The sequence below is a fragment of the Bacillus sp. OV166 genome, from assembly GCF_900177675.1.
Classification (GTDB): Bacteria; Bacillota; Bacilli; order Bacillales; family Cytobacillaceae; genus Neobacillus.
On the sequence record NZ_FXWM01000001.1, the window covers coordinates 5,433,348 to 5,449,614 of the forward strand.

Genomic DNA, 16,267 nt, shown 5'->3' on the forward strand with positions numbered 1-16,267 from the left:
TGCTTAACTTTATCCATTTTTCATTCCCCTCCAACTGATAAGGCAGGATCATTATGATAAACTGCTTCCATAGCTTCCTCAAGAATTTGCAATCCTTCTTCAAGTTGGTCATCTGTGATTGTTATGGGCATAAGAAGGCGAATCACATTGCTGTAAAGCCCCGCGCTAAGTAACATCAAACCACGTTCGCCTGCAGCTTTAACAATTTTCCCAGTCGCGTCTTTATCAGGAGTTTTCGATTGTCTGTCCTGCACAATTTCCATCGCACACATCGCACCGAGTCCGCGCACATCCCCAATACCTTCGAACCGATCAGCAAGAAGCTGCATCTTTTCTATTACTCGGTCCCCAATTTTTCGAGCCCGGTCATTAAGTTGCTCACTTTCAATAATATCCAAAACTGTCAGTGCAGCCCTGCATCCGAGCGGACTGCCTGCGTATGTTCCGCCGATTTCTCCAACTTCTGGAGTACTCATAATTTCTGCCCTGCCAATCACGCCGCTAATCGGAACACCGGCCCCCATTGATTTCGAAATGGTAATTAAATCAGGAACCACTTCGAAATGATCAATCGCAAAATATTTTCCTGTCCGTGCGAACCCTGTTTGGATTTCATCGGCAATAAACAAGATGCCATACTGTGTGCAGATTTCTCTCACCCGTTTAACAAAGGCGGTGTCTGGCACGATAAAACCGCCTTCCCCTTGGACAGGTTCCATCACGACAGCAGCAATCGTTTCAGGAGCGACTTCTGCCAATAAAAACTGTTCAAATTGCTCGATAATCATAGCGCTATATTGCTGCTCATTCGTTCCTTCGGGACGGCGGTACACATAGGGATATGGCGCCTTGTAAACTTCTGGAGCAAATGGTCCAAAGCCAAACTTATAAGGCTTCACTTTACTCGTCATCGTCATTGTCATTAACGTGCGACCATGGAACCCCCTAGTAAACGAAATGATTCCTTGACGCTTTGTATATTTCCTTGCAATCTTTACAGCGTTTTCAACAGCTTCCGCTCCACTGTTAAAAAAGGCAGCCTGTTTGTCAAATTCACCAGGGGCAAGTATGCAAAGCCGTTCGGCTAAAGTAATATACGATTCGTACATCATCACATTAAAGCCAGTGTGGATAAATTGACTTGCTTGTTCCTGAAGTGCTCTAACCACTCTAGGATGGGAATGCCCAACGTTTATCGTCCCAATGGCGCCGGCAAAATCAATATAACAATTACCGTCCACATCTTCTACCAGGGCTCCTTGTGCTTTTTTAACAAAGGCCTGGCAGTTATTACTGATTCCTTTCGGGACATATTTATTTCTCTGCTCCAATATTTCCTTCGATTTCGGCCCAGGTATCTCTGTTTGGAGCTTGACATATTTCTTTTCCACTACCTTGCTCCCCCTTATTATAAAAAATCTTTATGCATTTATTTGTACTAAAACTTCTTTGAAGGTGCTGACCACTTTATCGACTTCATCATAACTAATTGTCAGAGCCGGCTCGATGCGGATGGTTTTCGAGTTAATCAAGGTCCCTGCTACAAGAACCCCTCTATCAAACATTCCTTTTGAGACGTCGTAGCCGATTTCATCTTGATGGAATTCAATGCCAATCATTAAGCCTTGACCACGGATCTCTTGAACATTATCTTCATGGCCTTTTGCTGCTTTTTTCAGTTCTTCAAGGAAATAGGCTCCAACTTCCGCAGCTCTTTCTGGTAGTTTCTCTTCAATTAATACGCCAATTGTCGCAATCGCTGCCGCACAGGCTAACGGATTGCCACCAAAGGTTGTTGTATGCATAAACGGATTATCAAACCAGCTATTAAAGACATTTTCTGTAGCTACAACAGCACCAGCTGGCATCACTCCGCCGCCAAATGCTTTTGCCAAACAGATAATATCCGGAACAACTTCATACAATTCAGCCGCAAACATCTTTCCAGTCCGTCCCATTCCCGTTTGCACTTCGTCAAAAATAAGCAAGGATCCATATTGATCACAAAGCTCACGAACTTGTTTTAAATAGTTTTCCGGTGGAAGGATAATTCCTCCTTCGCCTTGAATCGGCTCTAAAAGAACAGCAGCCACATCTTCACCAACGGCAGCGCAGACCTCAAACGTTTTTCTCATCATGTCAATATCACCAAAAGGCACATGACGGAAGCCTGGTATTAACGGTAAGAATGGTTTACGGAACATCCCTTTCGCCGTTCCTGACAATGAGCCTAAACTTTTCCCGTGGAATGCACGAGTAGTAGAAATAAATGTTGTCCGCTCACTGTACATTTTCGCAAGCTTTAATGCTGCTTCCACACTTTCTGTCCCGCTGTTTGTAAAAAAGGCATACTTTAAATCGCCTGGAGTGATATCAGCTAAGATTTTTGCTAACATCGCACGAAGCGGGTCCAGCAAATCCTGACTATGAAGCGCCTGACGTTTTAATTGGTCAGTTACCGCCTTAACCACCTTAGGATTTCGATGACCGACATTATAGATGCCAAAGCCGCCAAGACAATCAATGTATACCTTACCATTGACATCCTTAAAGCATGATCCATTATCAGACCATTCCACTGCCGCAAATTGGCCGCCTTCAGTAACTGTTTTGCGGTATTCTAGGAAGCCTGGGTTGACGTGCTCACGGAAGCCGTCAACGGTTTCTTTCGTAATCCAAGCTGCTTCCGCTTCGTTAATTTCCTCTTTTTCTATTAAACATAGAACCTTATTAATATATTCACTTACATTTTTATTTTGCTCACTTTTTAATTCTCGTTCTAAATCGATACTCATAATTTATATTCCTCCTACTAGTGAATTATTTAGAAAACCAGCCAACCGGCTCAACCTGTAAATTGATATTAATCTGTTTTATTTCTTGAAATTCTTCAAGCCCAAACGTTCCAAGGCTGCGCCCAATCCCACTTTGCTTATAGCCTCCCCATGGCGCTTCGTTATAAGTAGGATGGTAGGAATTTACCCAAGTAATCCCTGCACGCAGCTTTTTAATGACCCGCAAGCCCTTTGCACCATTATTGGTAAACACACCACCGGCTAACCCATATACCGTACCATTTGCAAGTTTTATAGCTTCCGCTTCGTCCTTGAACTTCTGAATCACAACAACAGGACCGAAGATTTCCTCTTGGACAATTCTCATTTCTTGGTTCACATCGACAAAAACGGTGGGTTCAACAAAATAACCTTTTTCTAACCCGTTGCCAACAATCCGCTTTCCTCCGCAAGCAACTGTCGCACCTTCCTGTTTTCCTATTTCAATATATGAAAGAACTTTTTCTAAGTGTTCCTGACTGACAAGCGGACCCATCTCTGTTCCAGCTGTATTTCCTGGTCCTACTTGAATTTGCTTAGCTCGTTCGACAAAACGTTGGACGAATTGATCATAGATGCTTTCTTCGACAAGGATCCTTGAACCAGCTGAACAGACTTGACCAGACCCTGCAAAGATACCAAATAAGGCATAATCGACTGCCGTTTCAAAATAAGCATCAGCAAAAATGATATTGGGCGATTTACCGCCTAATTCTAATGAAACTTTTTTCATCGTATCGGCTGCTGTTTTCATAATTTGCTTGCCCGTTTTCGTACCGCCGGTAAACGAAATCATATCAACCTCAGGGTGGGAGGCGATTTCATTTCCAACAACCGCTCCAGCACCCATTACCATATTAGCTACTCCTTTTGGCAAACCCACTTCTTCAAAAATTTCAAATAGCTTTTTCGGAGTAACTGGTGTCACTTCGGACGGCTTAAAGACAATTGTATTTCCCGCGGCTAAGGCAGGGGCAATTTTCCAAACACTCATTAACAGCGGATAGTTCCACGGAACAATTAAGCCACAAACCCCCACCGGCTCGCGGACAACCATAGCCTGCATAGGACCTGAGACATGGTAGGTCTGTCCATCAGGTTTTGTAATCAGGCCGGCATAATAGCGGAAACAGGCGGCTGCATCCCCGACATCAAAGCCTGCTTCTCTTAATGGTTTCCCGTTATCCATTGTTTCCAACTGGGTTAATTCATCGGCATATTCATCAATTTTGTCAGCAATTTTTAATAAATAGGAGGCCCGTTCCTGAGCAGAAATCCCGGACCAAACACCTTCTTCAAACGCTCTCCGTGCTGCATAAATTGCAGTACGAGCATCAGCAGTCGTTCCTTCAGGTGCATATGAAATAACCTCACCAGTTGCAGGATTAATTACTGGGCGTGTTTCTTGATTTTCGGCATCCTTCCACTCACCATCAATAAACATCTTCAGGTTTACAACTCGGTTTTTTACATCGACCATTTAAATTCCTCCTTTATTCACCCTCACTAACTTTATTGCAAGAAGCGTGCCAATGCTTTAAAGGTAGCAAAATAGGTTTCTCTCAAAATATACGAATAAATTCTATTCAATTTTGCATAACCCTATTATTCTGTGCATAATAGAAAAGCGGAAGCGCCCGTTTAGCGGCGTATGAGCTGGACAATTAAAAAAAACTGCCTCAGATCCTTGAGATCTAAAACAGCTTTTCATTAAAGGGAAGATAAGTTTTCGATTTTAAGATTTTTCTCGATTAATATTTTTTGATATTTTCTACTAACAGATGATTGGCTGATTCCTAAAGCCTTTGCTGCTTTAGTTGTTGTTTTGTATTGGTTCATCGCCATCACAATCAACTGTTCTTCCACATGATCGATGGCCTCCTGTAAGGGAATGACCCTCGAAATAACGGGCTTCATCTTTTTATGTTCATAACCTAACGATAAAAATTGGCTGACGAACTCAGCATCAATTGCCGGATGGTCGGCAGTAACTACTAATCTTTCAATAATGTTTTGAAGTTCCCTGACGTTACCCGGCCATGAATAAAACTCTAGTACATTAATAGCATCAGGTGTGAGATGATAATTCCGCTCGTATTTCTCATTTAATTGCTGCAAGAAATGAAAGGCGAGCAGAGAAATATCCTCCGTCCGTTCTCTTAATGGGGGAATGTGAATTGGAATGACATTTAAGCGATAATATAAATCTTCGCGGAAATTACCGTCATCAACCATTTTTTCTAATTTTTTATTGGTAGCTGCGATAATCTGCACATTAATCCTAATTGGCGTGGTACTTCCAATCGGAATAACTTCCTGCTCCTGCAATACACGTAATAGCTTCACCTGCAAATGAATAGGCATTTCACCAATTTCGTCTAAAAACAAAATTCCGCCATCAGCCTGTTTAAAGTAGCCTTCTTTTCCATTCTTATCAGCTCCGGTAAAAGACCCTTTGGCATAACCGAATAGTTCACTTTCGAGTAAATTTTCCGGGATAGCCCCGCAATTTAATTTAAGAAACGGCATAGTCGAGCGCCTGCCTAATTGATGGATTGCTTGAGCAATTACTTCTTTACCAACTCCAGATTCTCCGTGAAGGAGGACGGTCGAGGAAAAATCAGCAATTTTCTTCGCTTGATTGATAATCTTCTCCATTTTCGGACTACAATAAATGAGCTTTTTCAAAAAGCGGTCCTTACTTTTAAAATCATCTAATTCCTTCTTATATTGTTCGGATATCTTTCTAATTTCCTGCAGTTCACTTTTTAGTCGTGTTGTTTCGGTAATATCGCGTGATGCAATAATAATCCGGTCGAGTTCATTCTTTTCATTATAGACCGGATTTCCTACTGCAAGAATTTTTCTTCCGGATTTGGTCTCTTGAACAACAGAGACCTTCTTTCCTTTTTCTAAAACAAGTCTTGTGACCGAAGGTGTAAACAGCCCTTGATCCTCAAGTTCGAGAATATTCTTGCCAATGAGTTCTTTTAAATCTACTTTCCAGAAATCTCGAATGATGTTTTCACTGAACCTGATTAGTTCCCCTTTGTTATTCACCACGAGGATTTCATCATATATACTAGACAAAATCGCATGCAGGTCCTTATTTAAGTCCTTAATATATTCAATTTCCATTGCCATTTCTTCGACCATGGGCAAATCCTGGGCAACAATGATGATGCCATCGACTTCATTATCATAGTTTAAAATCGGACTATAATCGACGAGAATCCCGATTTCATTCTTGATTACTAGATGATTAAGAAGTGTCTTTCCTGTTGCAAATACCTTATCCAAATGAGAACTGCTAAAAATTTTTTCAGCTGGGAGATTTAAAACCTTTTCTGCTGTGCTCCTAATCATTTTTAAACCGGCTTCATTATAATTAATAATTCGTTTTTCTTTGTCTAATACAAAAATCCCCATGGGAATCGAGGTCAGAATAACTTTAAGTAAATCGACACTTTTATTTTCCTGTTTAAAAAGCTCGGCAAGTACATCTTCTCTTTGAATAAAACCTGCTGGCTTACCGTCCTCCCCTCTAATGATGGCAAATGGTTCACCAATAATTTGGAACAATACAGGCAAGGAAATCTGGTCGCTAAGATGGCATATGCTTTCTATTGATTTCGATTGCTCAATCAAAGTTTCGATCGAAGCATTCTCTTTTTTGTGGTTATCAAGCATTACATAGGCAAATATGTGATTTTGTCTTTTTAAAAATAGAATGGGTTCCTTAAGGTTATTTAAGGTAGATCGAAAAACTTCTTCACTTTCTTCAACGTCCACTGTAGTAATCGCTTTCATTTTTTCTTTTGCAACAAAAAACATAGTATACCTCCCTCTTAACACCTTATCTACCTTATACTACCACTTATTTCAAAATATTTTAAATTAAATATGGCACAAAAAAAGAAGATGTTGGCCCCATCTTCTTTTTTCTAGTAATTAATCGCTACCGGTAACAAACAAATCTTCCTTTATATAAGCGAGGACCATCCCTGGAATAACATAATCCCCTTCCTGCACTTCAAGTGATTCGACTTTTCCACTCAAACTAGTCTGAACCGTTTCTAATGTACCTGATTCTGATTTAATCATAAATAAGTTTTCCCACTCATAAATTCTTGACTCGCTCTTAATTGAAATCTTTTCCACATTCCCATAACACGTGCTAAGAACTACACCATAGTACATGAACATCACCCTCTTTATTCGTTTAATACTGCTCCAGAAAAGGCCGTGTCTGTAATACTAGACTAAAGAATTCTTGAAACTCCGAAATATCCTCACCTTGGATTCCCAGTCTTTCAGCCCAATGATCGTCTGAATAGGTGTCTTCTTGACAAAGTAATACCATTTTCCCTGACTGAATCGAAGTAACCATCGCTTTACCAAAAAATTGCTCTGAATAGCCAATCGTCAAATCGTAGCGATGGTTTTTTGAAATTAAACAAAAATAATGTAATAGCTGCTGTTCCTTTTGTTCGGATAGTATATCTAGTGTCATTCAACACACCCTCCTCTTATTTCAGTTATGTTTTTAATATTTCAACCATCCTCTAAGCCTTGAAGCCTCTGCTAGCTTTTGAATTCCTTCTATATAAGCTGCAATTTTCATATTTACACCATACATTTTGGAGGTGTGATAAACCTTTAAAAAGCTTTCTGTCATTTTCTCCTTTAGACGCTCATCTACGATTTCCTCGGTCCAGTAATAGCCTTGATTATTTTGACACCATTCAAAATAAGAGACAATGACGCCGCCAGAATTGGCAAGAATATCGGGAACAACAAGGATCTCCCGTTCATCTAGTATTTTTAGCGCATCTTTTGTGGTAGGTCCATTGGCAGCTTCAATGATAATATTGCAGTTAAGTTTACTGGCATTATACTTATTGATAACCCCTGAGATTGCTGCTGGAATGAGAATATCACATTCTTTTTCTAATAACTCCTGGTTTGAGATCGAGCTATTAAAGCGATTAGAAATAATGCCAAAGGAATCTCTATTTTCCAGAAGATAGGGAATATCTAATCCCTTTTCATCATATAAGCCGCCGAGCATGTCTCCGATACCAATTACTTTTGCACCAATCTCATATAAATACTGGGCAAGGTAACTGCCGACATTTCCAAAGCCTTGTATGATGACACGGGTATCTTTTAACTGCATTTTCCTTAATTCACATACCATTTGCAGCGTATATAAAACACCTTTTGATGTCGCGGTTTCCCTACCCTTGGATCCCCCAAGTGCAATTGGCTTTCCTGTGATAAATCCAGGGGAGTCGAATTCACGGATATGGTCGTATTCATCCAGCATCCACGCCATGATTTGCGAGTTCGTATACATATCAGGTGCAAGAATATCCTTTGTTGGACCGACCAGCTGACTAACCGCTCTTACATAACCTCGGCTCAATTTTTCCAATTCATCTAAACTCATTTTACGAGGATCACAGATGATCCCGCCTTTTGCACCGCCATAGGGAAGGTCAGTAATACCGCACTTTAAGCTCATCCAGCCGGCCAACGCCTTAACTTCATCAGGAGTGACGTCTGGATGAAATCGAATTCCGCCTTTCGTCGGACCAGAGGCATCATTATGCTGAGCCCGGTACCCCTGGAATATTTCTGTTTGCCCATTATCCATTCGCACAGGAATACTCACTTCTAAAAATCTCATCGGCTTCTTTAGAAATTCGAATACTTGGGGTGGGTAGTTCAGGATATTAACAGCTTCCTTTAAAGTATCTTGAAACTCGAGAAGGGAATTATCCTGTTCTCTTTTTTTCGTATTCTTCATGTCTAGAGATTCGACTGCCATTCTAACACCTCATTTTTTATTGTTACAAAAGGATAAAGCAAGTTTCATGCCAACTAATTAATAAACGGTTATTCTGGGTTTTAATATATACATTTATGAAAAAGTAGATAAGATCTATGAAAATATGATTGAATTATTCAATTTTGCATACTAATTAATTTCCACTCACCCTCCCTTTTCAACCACCTTCCAAAAAAGTCAAAAAGCCAGGCATATAAGCCTGGCTCAGGTAATTTCCTGCTTAAAGGGAAGAAGCCCTTTCCGCGTCATCAATATTTAAATCAGCAATTTTGATTTTAAAGAATCTTGTTTGGAAAATCATATAAATCATGCCAATAACAATCCAAACAACCCCGCCGATGAGTGCATCGAATTGTAAGTTAGCCCACAAGATTCCCGTTAATCCAGCCCCGAGGATTGGCATGACTAGATATGAGAAAATATCTTTTAGCGTTTTATATCTCTTTAGACGGAAGACGAAATGAGCAATGACGGATAAGTTAACAAATGTGAAAGCAATTAATGCACCAAAGTTAATAAAGGAAGAAATTAACTCTAAACTCGGGGCTATGGCCAGCAAGGATACCACCCCAACTAAGATGACGTTAAAAACCGGTGTCCTGAATTTTGGATGGACATAACCGAACGTCTTTTTTGGCAAGACCCCATTCCGTCCCATAACGTATAGCAGCCTTGATACACTTGCATGTGAGGCTAGTCCGGAAGCAACTGTTGCAGCAAAAGCACCTGAAAGGAAAATCAGTTTGAAGATTGTCCCACCCACAAACAAACCAATTTCTGGTAACGTGTCATCGGTTACTTTGAATCCTGAAACATCTGGAAATAAAGATTGGGCAAAATAACTACAAACGAAAAAGATGGCGCCACCAATAAAGACCGTCAACATAATCGCTCTCGGCATCGTTTTTTGGTCAATGGCTTCCTCTGCATACATGGTTACTGCATCAAATCCAATAAAAGAGAAACAAACCACTGTTGCCCCTGTCAAAATTGCTCCGAGGTGAATATCGGAATGGAAAAGCGGAGCTGTTGTGAAAATTGTTCCTTGTCCCATTCCTTTGGAAAGCTGGACAAAGGCAAGGACAATAAATGCGGCAATTAAGACCACTTCAAAAATAACCAGCAGTGAATTTAAACTGGATGTTTTCCCCATACTCCATGCATTAATGGCAGTGACGATAGCAACATAAACGACAACCCAAATCCATGCTGGAACACTAGGAAATACAGATACCATGTAAATACGAATTATCAATGCATTCACCATTGGAAGCAATATATAATCAAGTAACGCTGCCCAGCCGACTATGAAACCAAGATGCGGGCTCATGGTCTCCCTTGTATACGTATAGGCCGAACCGGCACTCGGAAATACCCGTACCATCTTTCCGTAACTAATAGCGGTAAACACCATAACAACCAATGCCGCAATGTACGCAAGTGGGACAACACCATTGGTTTCTTCCGAGACAATTCCAAATGTATCAAACACAATCGTTGGTGTCATATAACCCAATCCGAGCATTACGATTGCCCATAGTCCAAGTGAGCGTTTAAGAGTAGTATTCTCCAATTTAACCATCTCTCCTTATATATCCGGATATTCGTTTAATAAAAATCAATTGTAAGCATTTACATTTTGTTCTAGCATTGATGAAGTACTTAATCTAAAAAAAAACAACTTACTAATCGTAGATCAGCTCCTCCTTCCATTGTACTTAAAAATCTTACTATTTTAAATTATTGCAATTTTCATGCCAATTAAATTTCTTCCTTATTAAAATATACTTTTACTTTTCGGGACCAAAAAATTGGCACTACGACTTTTAATCAAATTTGCAATCTATCAAATGAAACTATTATTTTTATGAAAAAATGCATAACCTCCTCAGATTTGCATAAAATTGACGGAATCGACAAAAAAAAGCAGTGGATTCTTCTCGTAGAATCCACTGCTTCCTTAAAAAATAATTCGATTATGCTTCCTCAGCTTTAAATTGCGGTGGTGCTATTCTGAATGCTTTCGTTAGAAAAATTAAGTAAGTAAATCCAACAGCAAACCAAATAACTCCCATAATCAAGGAGCTAACCTCAAGATTAATCCAAAGTATCCCAACCGCCCCCGCACCAATTAAAGGCATTATAACGTAATCAAAAAAACCTTTAGGTGTCCTGTGCATTTTTTGACGAACAGCAAAGTGATTAATTACAGAAAGATTAACAAACGTAAAGGCCATTAAAGCACCGAAATTAATTAAAGAAGTTGCTGTAACTAGGTCAAAGAACCAGGCCGACAAGGAGATTACTCCAACAAATAACACATTAAATGCAGGTGTTCGCCATTTTGGATGAACGTATCCAAACCATTTTTCTGGGAATACCTTGTCACGCCCCATAACATACAAGAGTCGTGAAACACTAGCATGTGAAGCAAGCCCGGAAGCTAGTGTATTGACAAAGGTTGTACACAGGAAAATCGATTGAAACAGCTTTCCACCAACATATAGTGCAATTTCTGGAAGTGCAGCGTCAGGTTCTTTGAACCTAGATATGTCTGGAAAAAAGGATTGAATAAAAAACGATGTGGTAATAAAAATAACCCCGCCCCATAAAGCTGTAAGCATAATCGCTTTTGGAATTGTCTTTTCCGGATTAGGCGTTTCTTCAGCTAGCGTCGTAACAGCATCAAAACCAAGGAACGAAAAGCAGAGAATCGTTGCACCAGTAATGAGAACCGGCATGTTCATACCTTCAACAAAGAACGGTTGTAAACTAAAAACAGTACCTGTTCCCTCACCTGCGTTTAATCCTTTAACAACTAGTATTATAAAGACAATCATGATGAGAATTTGAATTAAAACAAATAATGTATTGAAATTTGCTAGGATATTTACGCTACGTAGGTTTAGGAAGGTAACAATTCCAACAAACACTAATACCCAAATAAAATCTGGAACTGCTGGAAACAAAGCATTCAGGTACAGTTTTGTTAATAAAGCTTTAACCATCGGCAAAAACAAATAATCAAGTAGAGAAGACCAGCCAACTAGAAAACCTAAATGCTTGTTTATTGCTTTTTGGGTATAAGTGTAGGCTGAGCCTGCTTGAGGGAAAACCTTTACAAGCTTCCCATAACTCGCTGCAGTGAATAACATCCCAATCAATGCAATAATATATGCTGTTGGTACATGACCTTTCGTTATTCCAGAAACAATTCCAAATGTGTCAAAAACCACCATAGGTGTCATATATGCTAGTCCCATGATAACGACCTGCCACAGCTTTAACGATCTTTTCAGCTTTACGCCATTTTCCAAATATCATACCCCCTCTTTAATTAAAACGTTTTCATTACCGGATAATCCTTTGATTTCTATAGATTTTTACTCCTCCTTAGATTTTGGAAATTCAGAATGTAATCTCGCAATTTTTGTGCCAAGCTATATTCTTGTAAAATTTCACCTTATTACTTGTGCAATCCTTAAAGGAAGGTATTTGAAGTTAAATTTATAATTTTTTTAAATCCTCAAAATTATTCATTTGCGCATACATTATTCCAAATTAAGTAGAATCTGTCACATACATTAAGCCGATCCGCTTTATTCTTTATTGGCACAAAACTTGCAAAACTAATTATATAAATAAATATGTGGGGGAATTTTAGATGCAATATCCATTATCACCAGATGTCAAACCAGAATTTTGTACCACCGGGACCTTTATGCGATTACCTTCACAAAGAGAAAATGTGAAATTGGCAATCGTTGGTGTGCCGTTTGATACAGCGGCCTCATTCCGTGTTGGGGCTCGGTTCGCACCTCAAGCCATCCGTCAAGCTTCAATGACCTTATTTCCTTATCATCCGATTCACAAGGTCTATCCTTTTGATGCTTGCAATGCGATTGATATTGGTGATGTTTCCGTCATTCCCCATAATATCCATCGAAGCTATGAGATAATTGAAAAGGCAATGATGGACTTAATGGAAAAGGGGATAATCCCAATTGGGCTTGGAGGGGATCATTCCGTTACATTAGCCAATCTTCGTGCTGCTGCAAAAATACATGGTCCTGTAGCCTTAATCCATCTTGATTCCCATACAGATACATGGGATACGTATTATGAAGAAAAATATTGGCATGGTTCCCCATTCATCCGTGCATATGAAGAGAATCTCCTCATTCCAGATAAAGTTTTTCAGGTAGGAATTCGAGGAACCCTTAATCATCCAGGAGATATCGATGCAAGCACAGATCTGGGATATCATGTTATTACAACCCCCGAGCTAAAGGAACGGGGCATAGGGAATGTAATAGCTGAAATAAAAGAAAAAATTGGTGACACCCCTTGTTTCCTTAGCTTTGATATCGATTTTGTTGATCCATCATGTGCTCCTGGAACGGGTACACTAGAAGTCGGTGGTTTAAATAGCTTTGAAACATTGCAAATTATCCGCTCATTAACTGATTTTAATTTTATCGGTTTTGACTTAGTAGAGGTGTTGCCTCCCTATGATCCAACTCAAATTACTTCCTTGCTTGCTGCTACCATCATTCATGAATTTGCCAGCCTCGTAGCACTTAAAATTAATAAAGATTCATTAATTCTTTGTTCAACCAACAATAATTCCTTATAAAAGCAAAAAGCAGTGGGTTCCATTTTTAGGAATCCACTGCTTTTGTGTAAACAATTATTTTTTGGGAAAGCTAGTTTTAATAATTACTTCGCGAAACGATGGTTTCCGATCGTAACCGTTACTTCACGTGAAAAGACCCACTTACTTACTGCTGTTTTTGGATTATAGAAGAATAATGATCCTTTTCCTTGCCCTCTGAAAGCAAGTGCTTCATTTACAGCTCTTTTCGAAGCAGCATCAGCCGCTTGGTTAATCGTACCATTTTTGACAGGCGTGAATGCATAATAGCCATTAGACTTCTGATATACTACTCCATTAACGGTGTTCGGGAAATCAGGGCTGGCTACACGGTTAAGAATAACCGTTGCTACTGCTACTTTACCAGCATACGGCTCACCTACTGCCTCAGCACGGACTAGTCTAGCAATCAAGTCTTTTTCTGCTGCTGTAATAGCAGAGTTCGGGATTACTAGATTTGTTCCTGCATATAAAAGACTGCCAGTTTTATTGTTTGCTTTTAATAGACTATTAACAGGTACACCGTACTTCGCTGCAATTTTCCAATAGGTTTCACCCGATTGTACTTTATGCGTGGTTGTTGCCGCTTCTGTTGTTCCATTTAACGTAAAGGCTGACATTGATAAGATTAGGCCGGTAGCAATTATTAGCTTTTTAAGTTTATTCATATTAATACCTCCAATTTTTGTGTGCGCTTCTCTACTATTAAGGCTAACAGGTGTAACATTCCAATTCATTAACCAAAAAGTGGTAAGGCATTTTTGGCTAAGACAGCGCCCACCATGAAGGTATTTCTCTACCAAATGGAATAATCTTCTACTTTTTAATATTTTCCACTAAATGGACTTGATGGATATGATAGGATTTATTATTACAATCTGTTTCAGGCATGTAACATTCATAAAAGGCATAATGTCCGATTTAACATCGGTTATTCACCAAATTGACATTATATCCCTTGAATTCATACAGGATTTCACACCTAACTTTGGTAATAATATAAGAGAGGTTAATAAAAGGAGGCTATTTTATATGGAAAATCAGTTAGTCAGCATACTTAACAAACAAATTGCAAACTGGTCTGTCTTGTATACGAAGTTACATAACTATCATTGGTATGTAAAAGGTGGACAATTTTTCACATTACATGTCAAATTTGAAGAGTTTTATAATGAAGCTGGCCTGCATGTTGACGAATTAGCCGAACGATTGCTAGCAATCGGTGGAAAACCGGCAGCTACGTTGAAAGAGTACTTAGAAATTTCATCTATTAAGGAAGCAACAGGTAATGAAACTGCTGATGAAATGGTTGAATCAGTCATCAATGACTTCTCTATTATCATTGGCGAACTTAAAGAAGGCATGAGCTTTGCGGATGAGAAGAACGATGAAACAACAGGAGACATGCTGCTTGCGATTCATTCGGGCCTTGAGAAGCATGTATGGATGCTAACTGCATTCTTAGGCAGATCCATTTAATTTTCATATGAGAAGCAAACAGTCCAACAATTTGTTGGACTGTTTTGTTATTTATAATAATTATCAAAAAGTATTGACTTTTATTTAACAATTCTACTATTATTAAACTAAAGATACTTACAAATTGGAGGTTTCCTAAATGTCATCACCTGAAATTATCGTTTATAGCAGCACAGGCTGCCCATATTGTGAAAAAGTAAAAACATTCCTAAAAGATCAAGGCTTTGCATATGAAGAGCGAAATGCTTCCATACATAAGGAATATTTTGATCAACTAAAGGAACGTAAAATTTATGGAACTCCTGCAACACTCATTAATGGAAAGCTGGTCCTTGGCTTTCAAGAGAAAAAATTCAATAAGCTGCTTGGATTATCCGAAGACTCTGCTTCCGCGGTAAGCAATTCAAAACCAGAAACCAGCGAAGAAAGTGCAGATACTATTTTCCAACCAGTTAATGAAAAAATTCTTGAAGACGTATATGATTTTGTCACCATCGGCGGCGGACCCGCAGGTGCTTCTGCTGCTGTTTATGCTGCACGTGGGAAATTAAAAACACTTGTCATTGATAAAGCTCCAAAAGCAGGCACCCTAGCAATTACTCATAAAATTGCGAACTACCCAGGTGTGCGCGAAGAAGTTACAGGGCTTGAACTGTTAACAAGAATGCAGGCACAAGCAAAGAATTTTGGCGCGGACTTTGTTCGTTCCACTGTTCTATCGGTTGATTTTTCAGATGAAATCAAAAAAATTGAATTAGCTGAAGGAACGATCAAAGCTAAAAGTGTCTTCATTGGCGTTGGCGCAAAAGCTCCTTCTGGCAAGATTAAAGGCGAAGAGGAATTTACTGGACGGGGTGTAAGCTATTGTTCAACCTGCGATGCCGCCTTTTATCAAGACCGAGTTGTCGCGGTTGTTGGTGATAATGATGAAGCGATCCACGAGGCCGAAACATTGGCCAAGTATTGTAAAACAGTGAAATTGTTAATTCCAACTGAACTAAAAGGGGACGTGGATCTTTCTCAATTAGAAAATAACTCAAAAGTTGAAATTTATAAACGTCACCGTGTAAGAGAAATTATTGGGACTGATAGTGTTGAGAAAATTGTCGTCCTTACTGATAAAAAGGAGGAACAGGTATGGGATGTCGATGGAATATTCTTGTACCTCGGCGGGATGATGCCAGGAACGGACTTCTTAAAAGGTGCAGTTATGCGCGATGAAGAAGGCTATGTGATCGTAGATGAGTACCTGCGCACCAATATTGACGGCGTCTTTGCGGGCGGTGACGCAAGAAGAACACCAATTAAACAGGCAGTTATTTCAGCAGCTGATGGGGCGATTGCGGCTTTAAGTGCCGAGCAGCACGTCAATAAACGCACGAAACTTCGACCGCAATATAGTTAATCGTTCAAAAAAAGACGGCAGTTGCCGTCTTTTTTTACCTG

General features: G+C 39.5%; 13 protein-coding genes. 3 read left to right on the plus strand and 10 right to left on the minus strand.

Translation table 11 applies throughout. The features are described 5' to 3' along the window. Positions 1-20: 20 nt before the first annotated feature. The 9 genes from gabT to CCK98_RS26825 all read right to left on the minus strand — a co-directional run bounded on the left by gabT (position 21) and on the right by CCK98_RS26825 (position 12,005). Positions 21-1,391, minus strand: a complete 1,371-nt coding sequence (gene gabT, locus CCK98_RS26785) for a 4-aminobutyrate--2-oxoglutarate transaminase (protein ID WP_088089370.1) — start codon at positions 1,389-1,391, stop codon at positions 21-23. A gap of 30 nt (positions 1,392-1,421) precedes the next feature. Beyond that, positions 1,422-2,795: a putrescine aminotransferase gene (locus CCK98_RS26790; protein WP_088089371.1), complete on the minus strand. Its 1,374-nt coding sequence runs from the start codon at positions 2,793-2,795 to the stop codon at positions 1,422-1,424. 25 nt (positions 2,796-2,820) lie between these two features. Beyond that, the gene (locus CCK98_RS26795; protein WP_088089372.1) at positions 2,821-4,314 is read right to left on the minus strand and encodes an aldehyde dehydrogenase family protein; all 1,494 of its coding nucleotides are present in this window, start codon (positions 4,312-4,314) and stop codon (positions 2,821-2,823) included. 230 nt (positions 4,315-4,544) lie between these two features. Beyond that, positions 4,545-6,668 (minus strand): sigma 54-interacting transcriptional regulator, encoded by a 2,124-nt coding sequence (locus CCK98_RS26800; protein WP_088089373.1) that lies wholly within the window; start codon positions 6,666-6,668, stop codon positions 4,545-4,547. A 117-nt stretch (positions 6,669-6,785) separates the two neighbouring features. Then, positions 6,786-7,034: a biotin/lipoyl-binding protein gene (locus CCK98_RS26805; RefSeq protein ID WP_088089374.1), complete on the minus strand. Its 249-nt coding sequence runs from the start codon at positions 7,032-7,034 to the stop codon at positions 6,786-6,788. 22 nt (positions 7,035-7,056) lie between these two features. Further along, positions 7,057-7,347, minus strand: a complete 291-nt coding sequence (locus CCK98_RS26810; RefSeq protein ID WP_088089375.1) for an SAV0927 family protein — start codon at positions 7,345-7,347, stop codon at positions 7,057-7,059. 33 nt (positions 7,348-7,380) lie between these two features. Further along, entirely contained in the window at positions 7,381-8,667 is a 1,287-nt protein-coding gene (locus CCK98_RS26815; RefSeq protein WP_088089376.1) for a Glu/Leu/Phe/Val dehydrogenase, read from the minus strand. 241 nt (positions 8,668-8,908) lie between these two features. After that, on the minus strand, positions 8,909-10,270 hold the full coding sequence (locus tag CCK98_RS26820) for an APC family permease (RefSeq protein WP_179195936.1): 1,362 nt from the start codon (positions 10,268-10,270) through the stop codon (positions 8,909-8,911). A 394-nt stretch (positions 10,271-10,664) separates the two neighbouring features. After that, complete coding sequence (locus tag CCK98_RS26825; protein WP_218780169.1) at positions 10,665-12,005, minus strand: APC family permease; 1,341 nt, start codon at positions 12,003-12,005, stop codon at positions 10,665-10,667. A gap of 347 nt (positions 12,006-12,352) precedes the next feature. Between CCK98_RS26825 and speB the strand changes: the two genes are divergently transcribed. Beyond that, positions 12,353-13,324 (plus strand): agmatinase, encoded by a 972-nt coding sequence (gene speB / locus CCK98_RS26830; RefSeq protein ID WP_088089378.1) that lies wholly within the window; start codon positions 12,353-12,355, stop codon positions 13,322-13,324. An 83-nt stretch (positions 13,325-13,407) separates the two neighbouring features. Here the strand turns inward: speB and CCK98_RS26835 are convergent, their stop codons facing one another. After that, positions 13,408-14,010: a cell wall hydrolase gene (locus CCK98_RS26835; RefSeq protein ID WP_088089379.1), complete on the minus strand. Its 603-nt coding sequence runs from the start codon at positions 14,008-14,010 to the stop codon at positions 13,408-13,410. Positions 14,011-14,374: 364 nt separating this feature from the next. Here CCK98_RS26835 and CCK98_RS26840 point away from each other — a divergent pair, with 364 nt between their 5' ends. Together CCK98_RS26840 and CCK98_RS26845 are read left to right on the plus strand one after the other, a co-directional pair. Further along, on the plus strand, positions 14,375-14,821 hold the full coding sequence (locus CCK98_RS26840; protein ID WP_088089380.1) for a Dps family protein: 447 nt from the start codon (positions 14,375-14,377) through the stop codon (positions 14,819-14,821). 139 nt (positions 14,822-14,960) lie between these two features. After that, positions 14,961-16,226 carry an FAD-dependent oxidoreductase gene (locus tag CCK98_RS26845; RefSeq protein WP_088089381.1) on the plus strand — a complete coding sequence of 422 codons (1,266 nt, stop codon included), beginning with the start codon at positions 14,961-14,963 and terminating at the stop codon, positions 16,224-16,226. The last annotated feature ends 41 nt before the right edge of the window (positions 16,227-16,267 follow it).

Coding starts and splice junctions, on each gene's coding strand:
- CCK98_RS26840 (WP_088089380.1), top strand. CDS start 14,375: ATGGAAAATCAGTTAGTCAGCATACTTAACAAACAAATTGCAAACTGG.
- CCK98_RS26795 (WP_088089372.1), bottom strand. CDS start 4,314: ATGGTCGATGTAAAAAACCGAGTTGTAAACCTGAAGATGTTTATTGAT.
- CCK98_RS26835 (WP_088089379.1), bottom strand. CDS start 14,010: ATGAATAAACTTAAAAAGCTAATAATTGCTACCGGCCTAATCTTATCA.
- CCK98_RS26845 (WP_088089381.1), top strand. CDS start 14,961: ATGTCATCACCTGAAATTATCGTTTATAGCAGCACAGGCTGCCCATAT.
- CCK98_RS26810 (WP_088089375.1), bottom strand. CDS start 7,347: ATGACACTAGATATACTATCCGAACAAAAGGAACAGCAGCTATTACAT.
- CCK98_RS26790 (WP_088089371.1), bottom strand. CDS start 2,795: ATGAGTATCGATTTAGAACGAGAATTAAAAAGTGAGCAAAATAAAAAT.
- CCK98_RS26805 (WP_088089374.1), bottom strand. CDS start 7,034: ATGTACTATGGTGTAGTTCTTAGCACGTGTTATGGGAATGTGGAAAAG.
- CCK98_RS26815 (WP_088089376.1), bottom strand. CDS start 8,667: ATGGCAGTCGAATCTCTAGACATGAAGAATACGAAAAAAAGAGAACAG.
- CCK98_RS26800 (WP_088089373.1), bottom strand. CDS start 6,668: ATGTTTTTTGTTGCAAAAGAAAAAATGAAAGCGATTACTACAGTGGAC.
- speB (WP_088089378.1), top strand. CDS start 12,353: ATGCAATATCCATTATCACCAGATGTCAAACCAGAATTTTGTACCACC.
- CCK98_RS26820 (WP_179195936.1), bottom strand. CDS start 10,270: ATGGTTAAATTGGAGAATACTACTCTTAAACGCTCACTTGGACTATGG.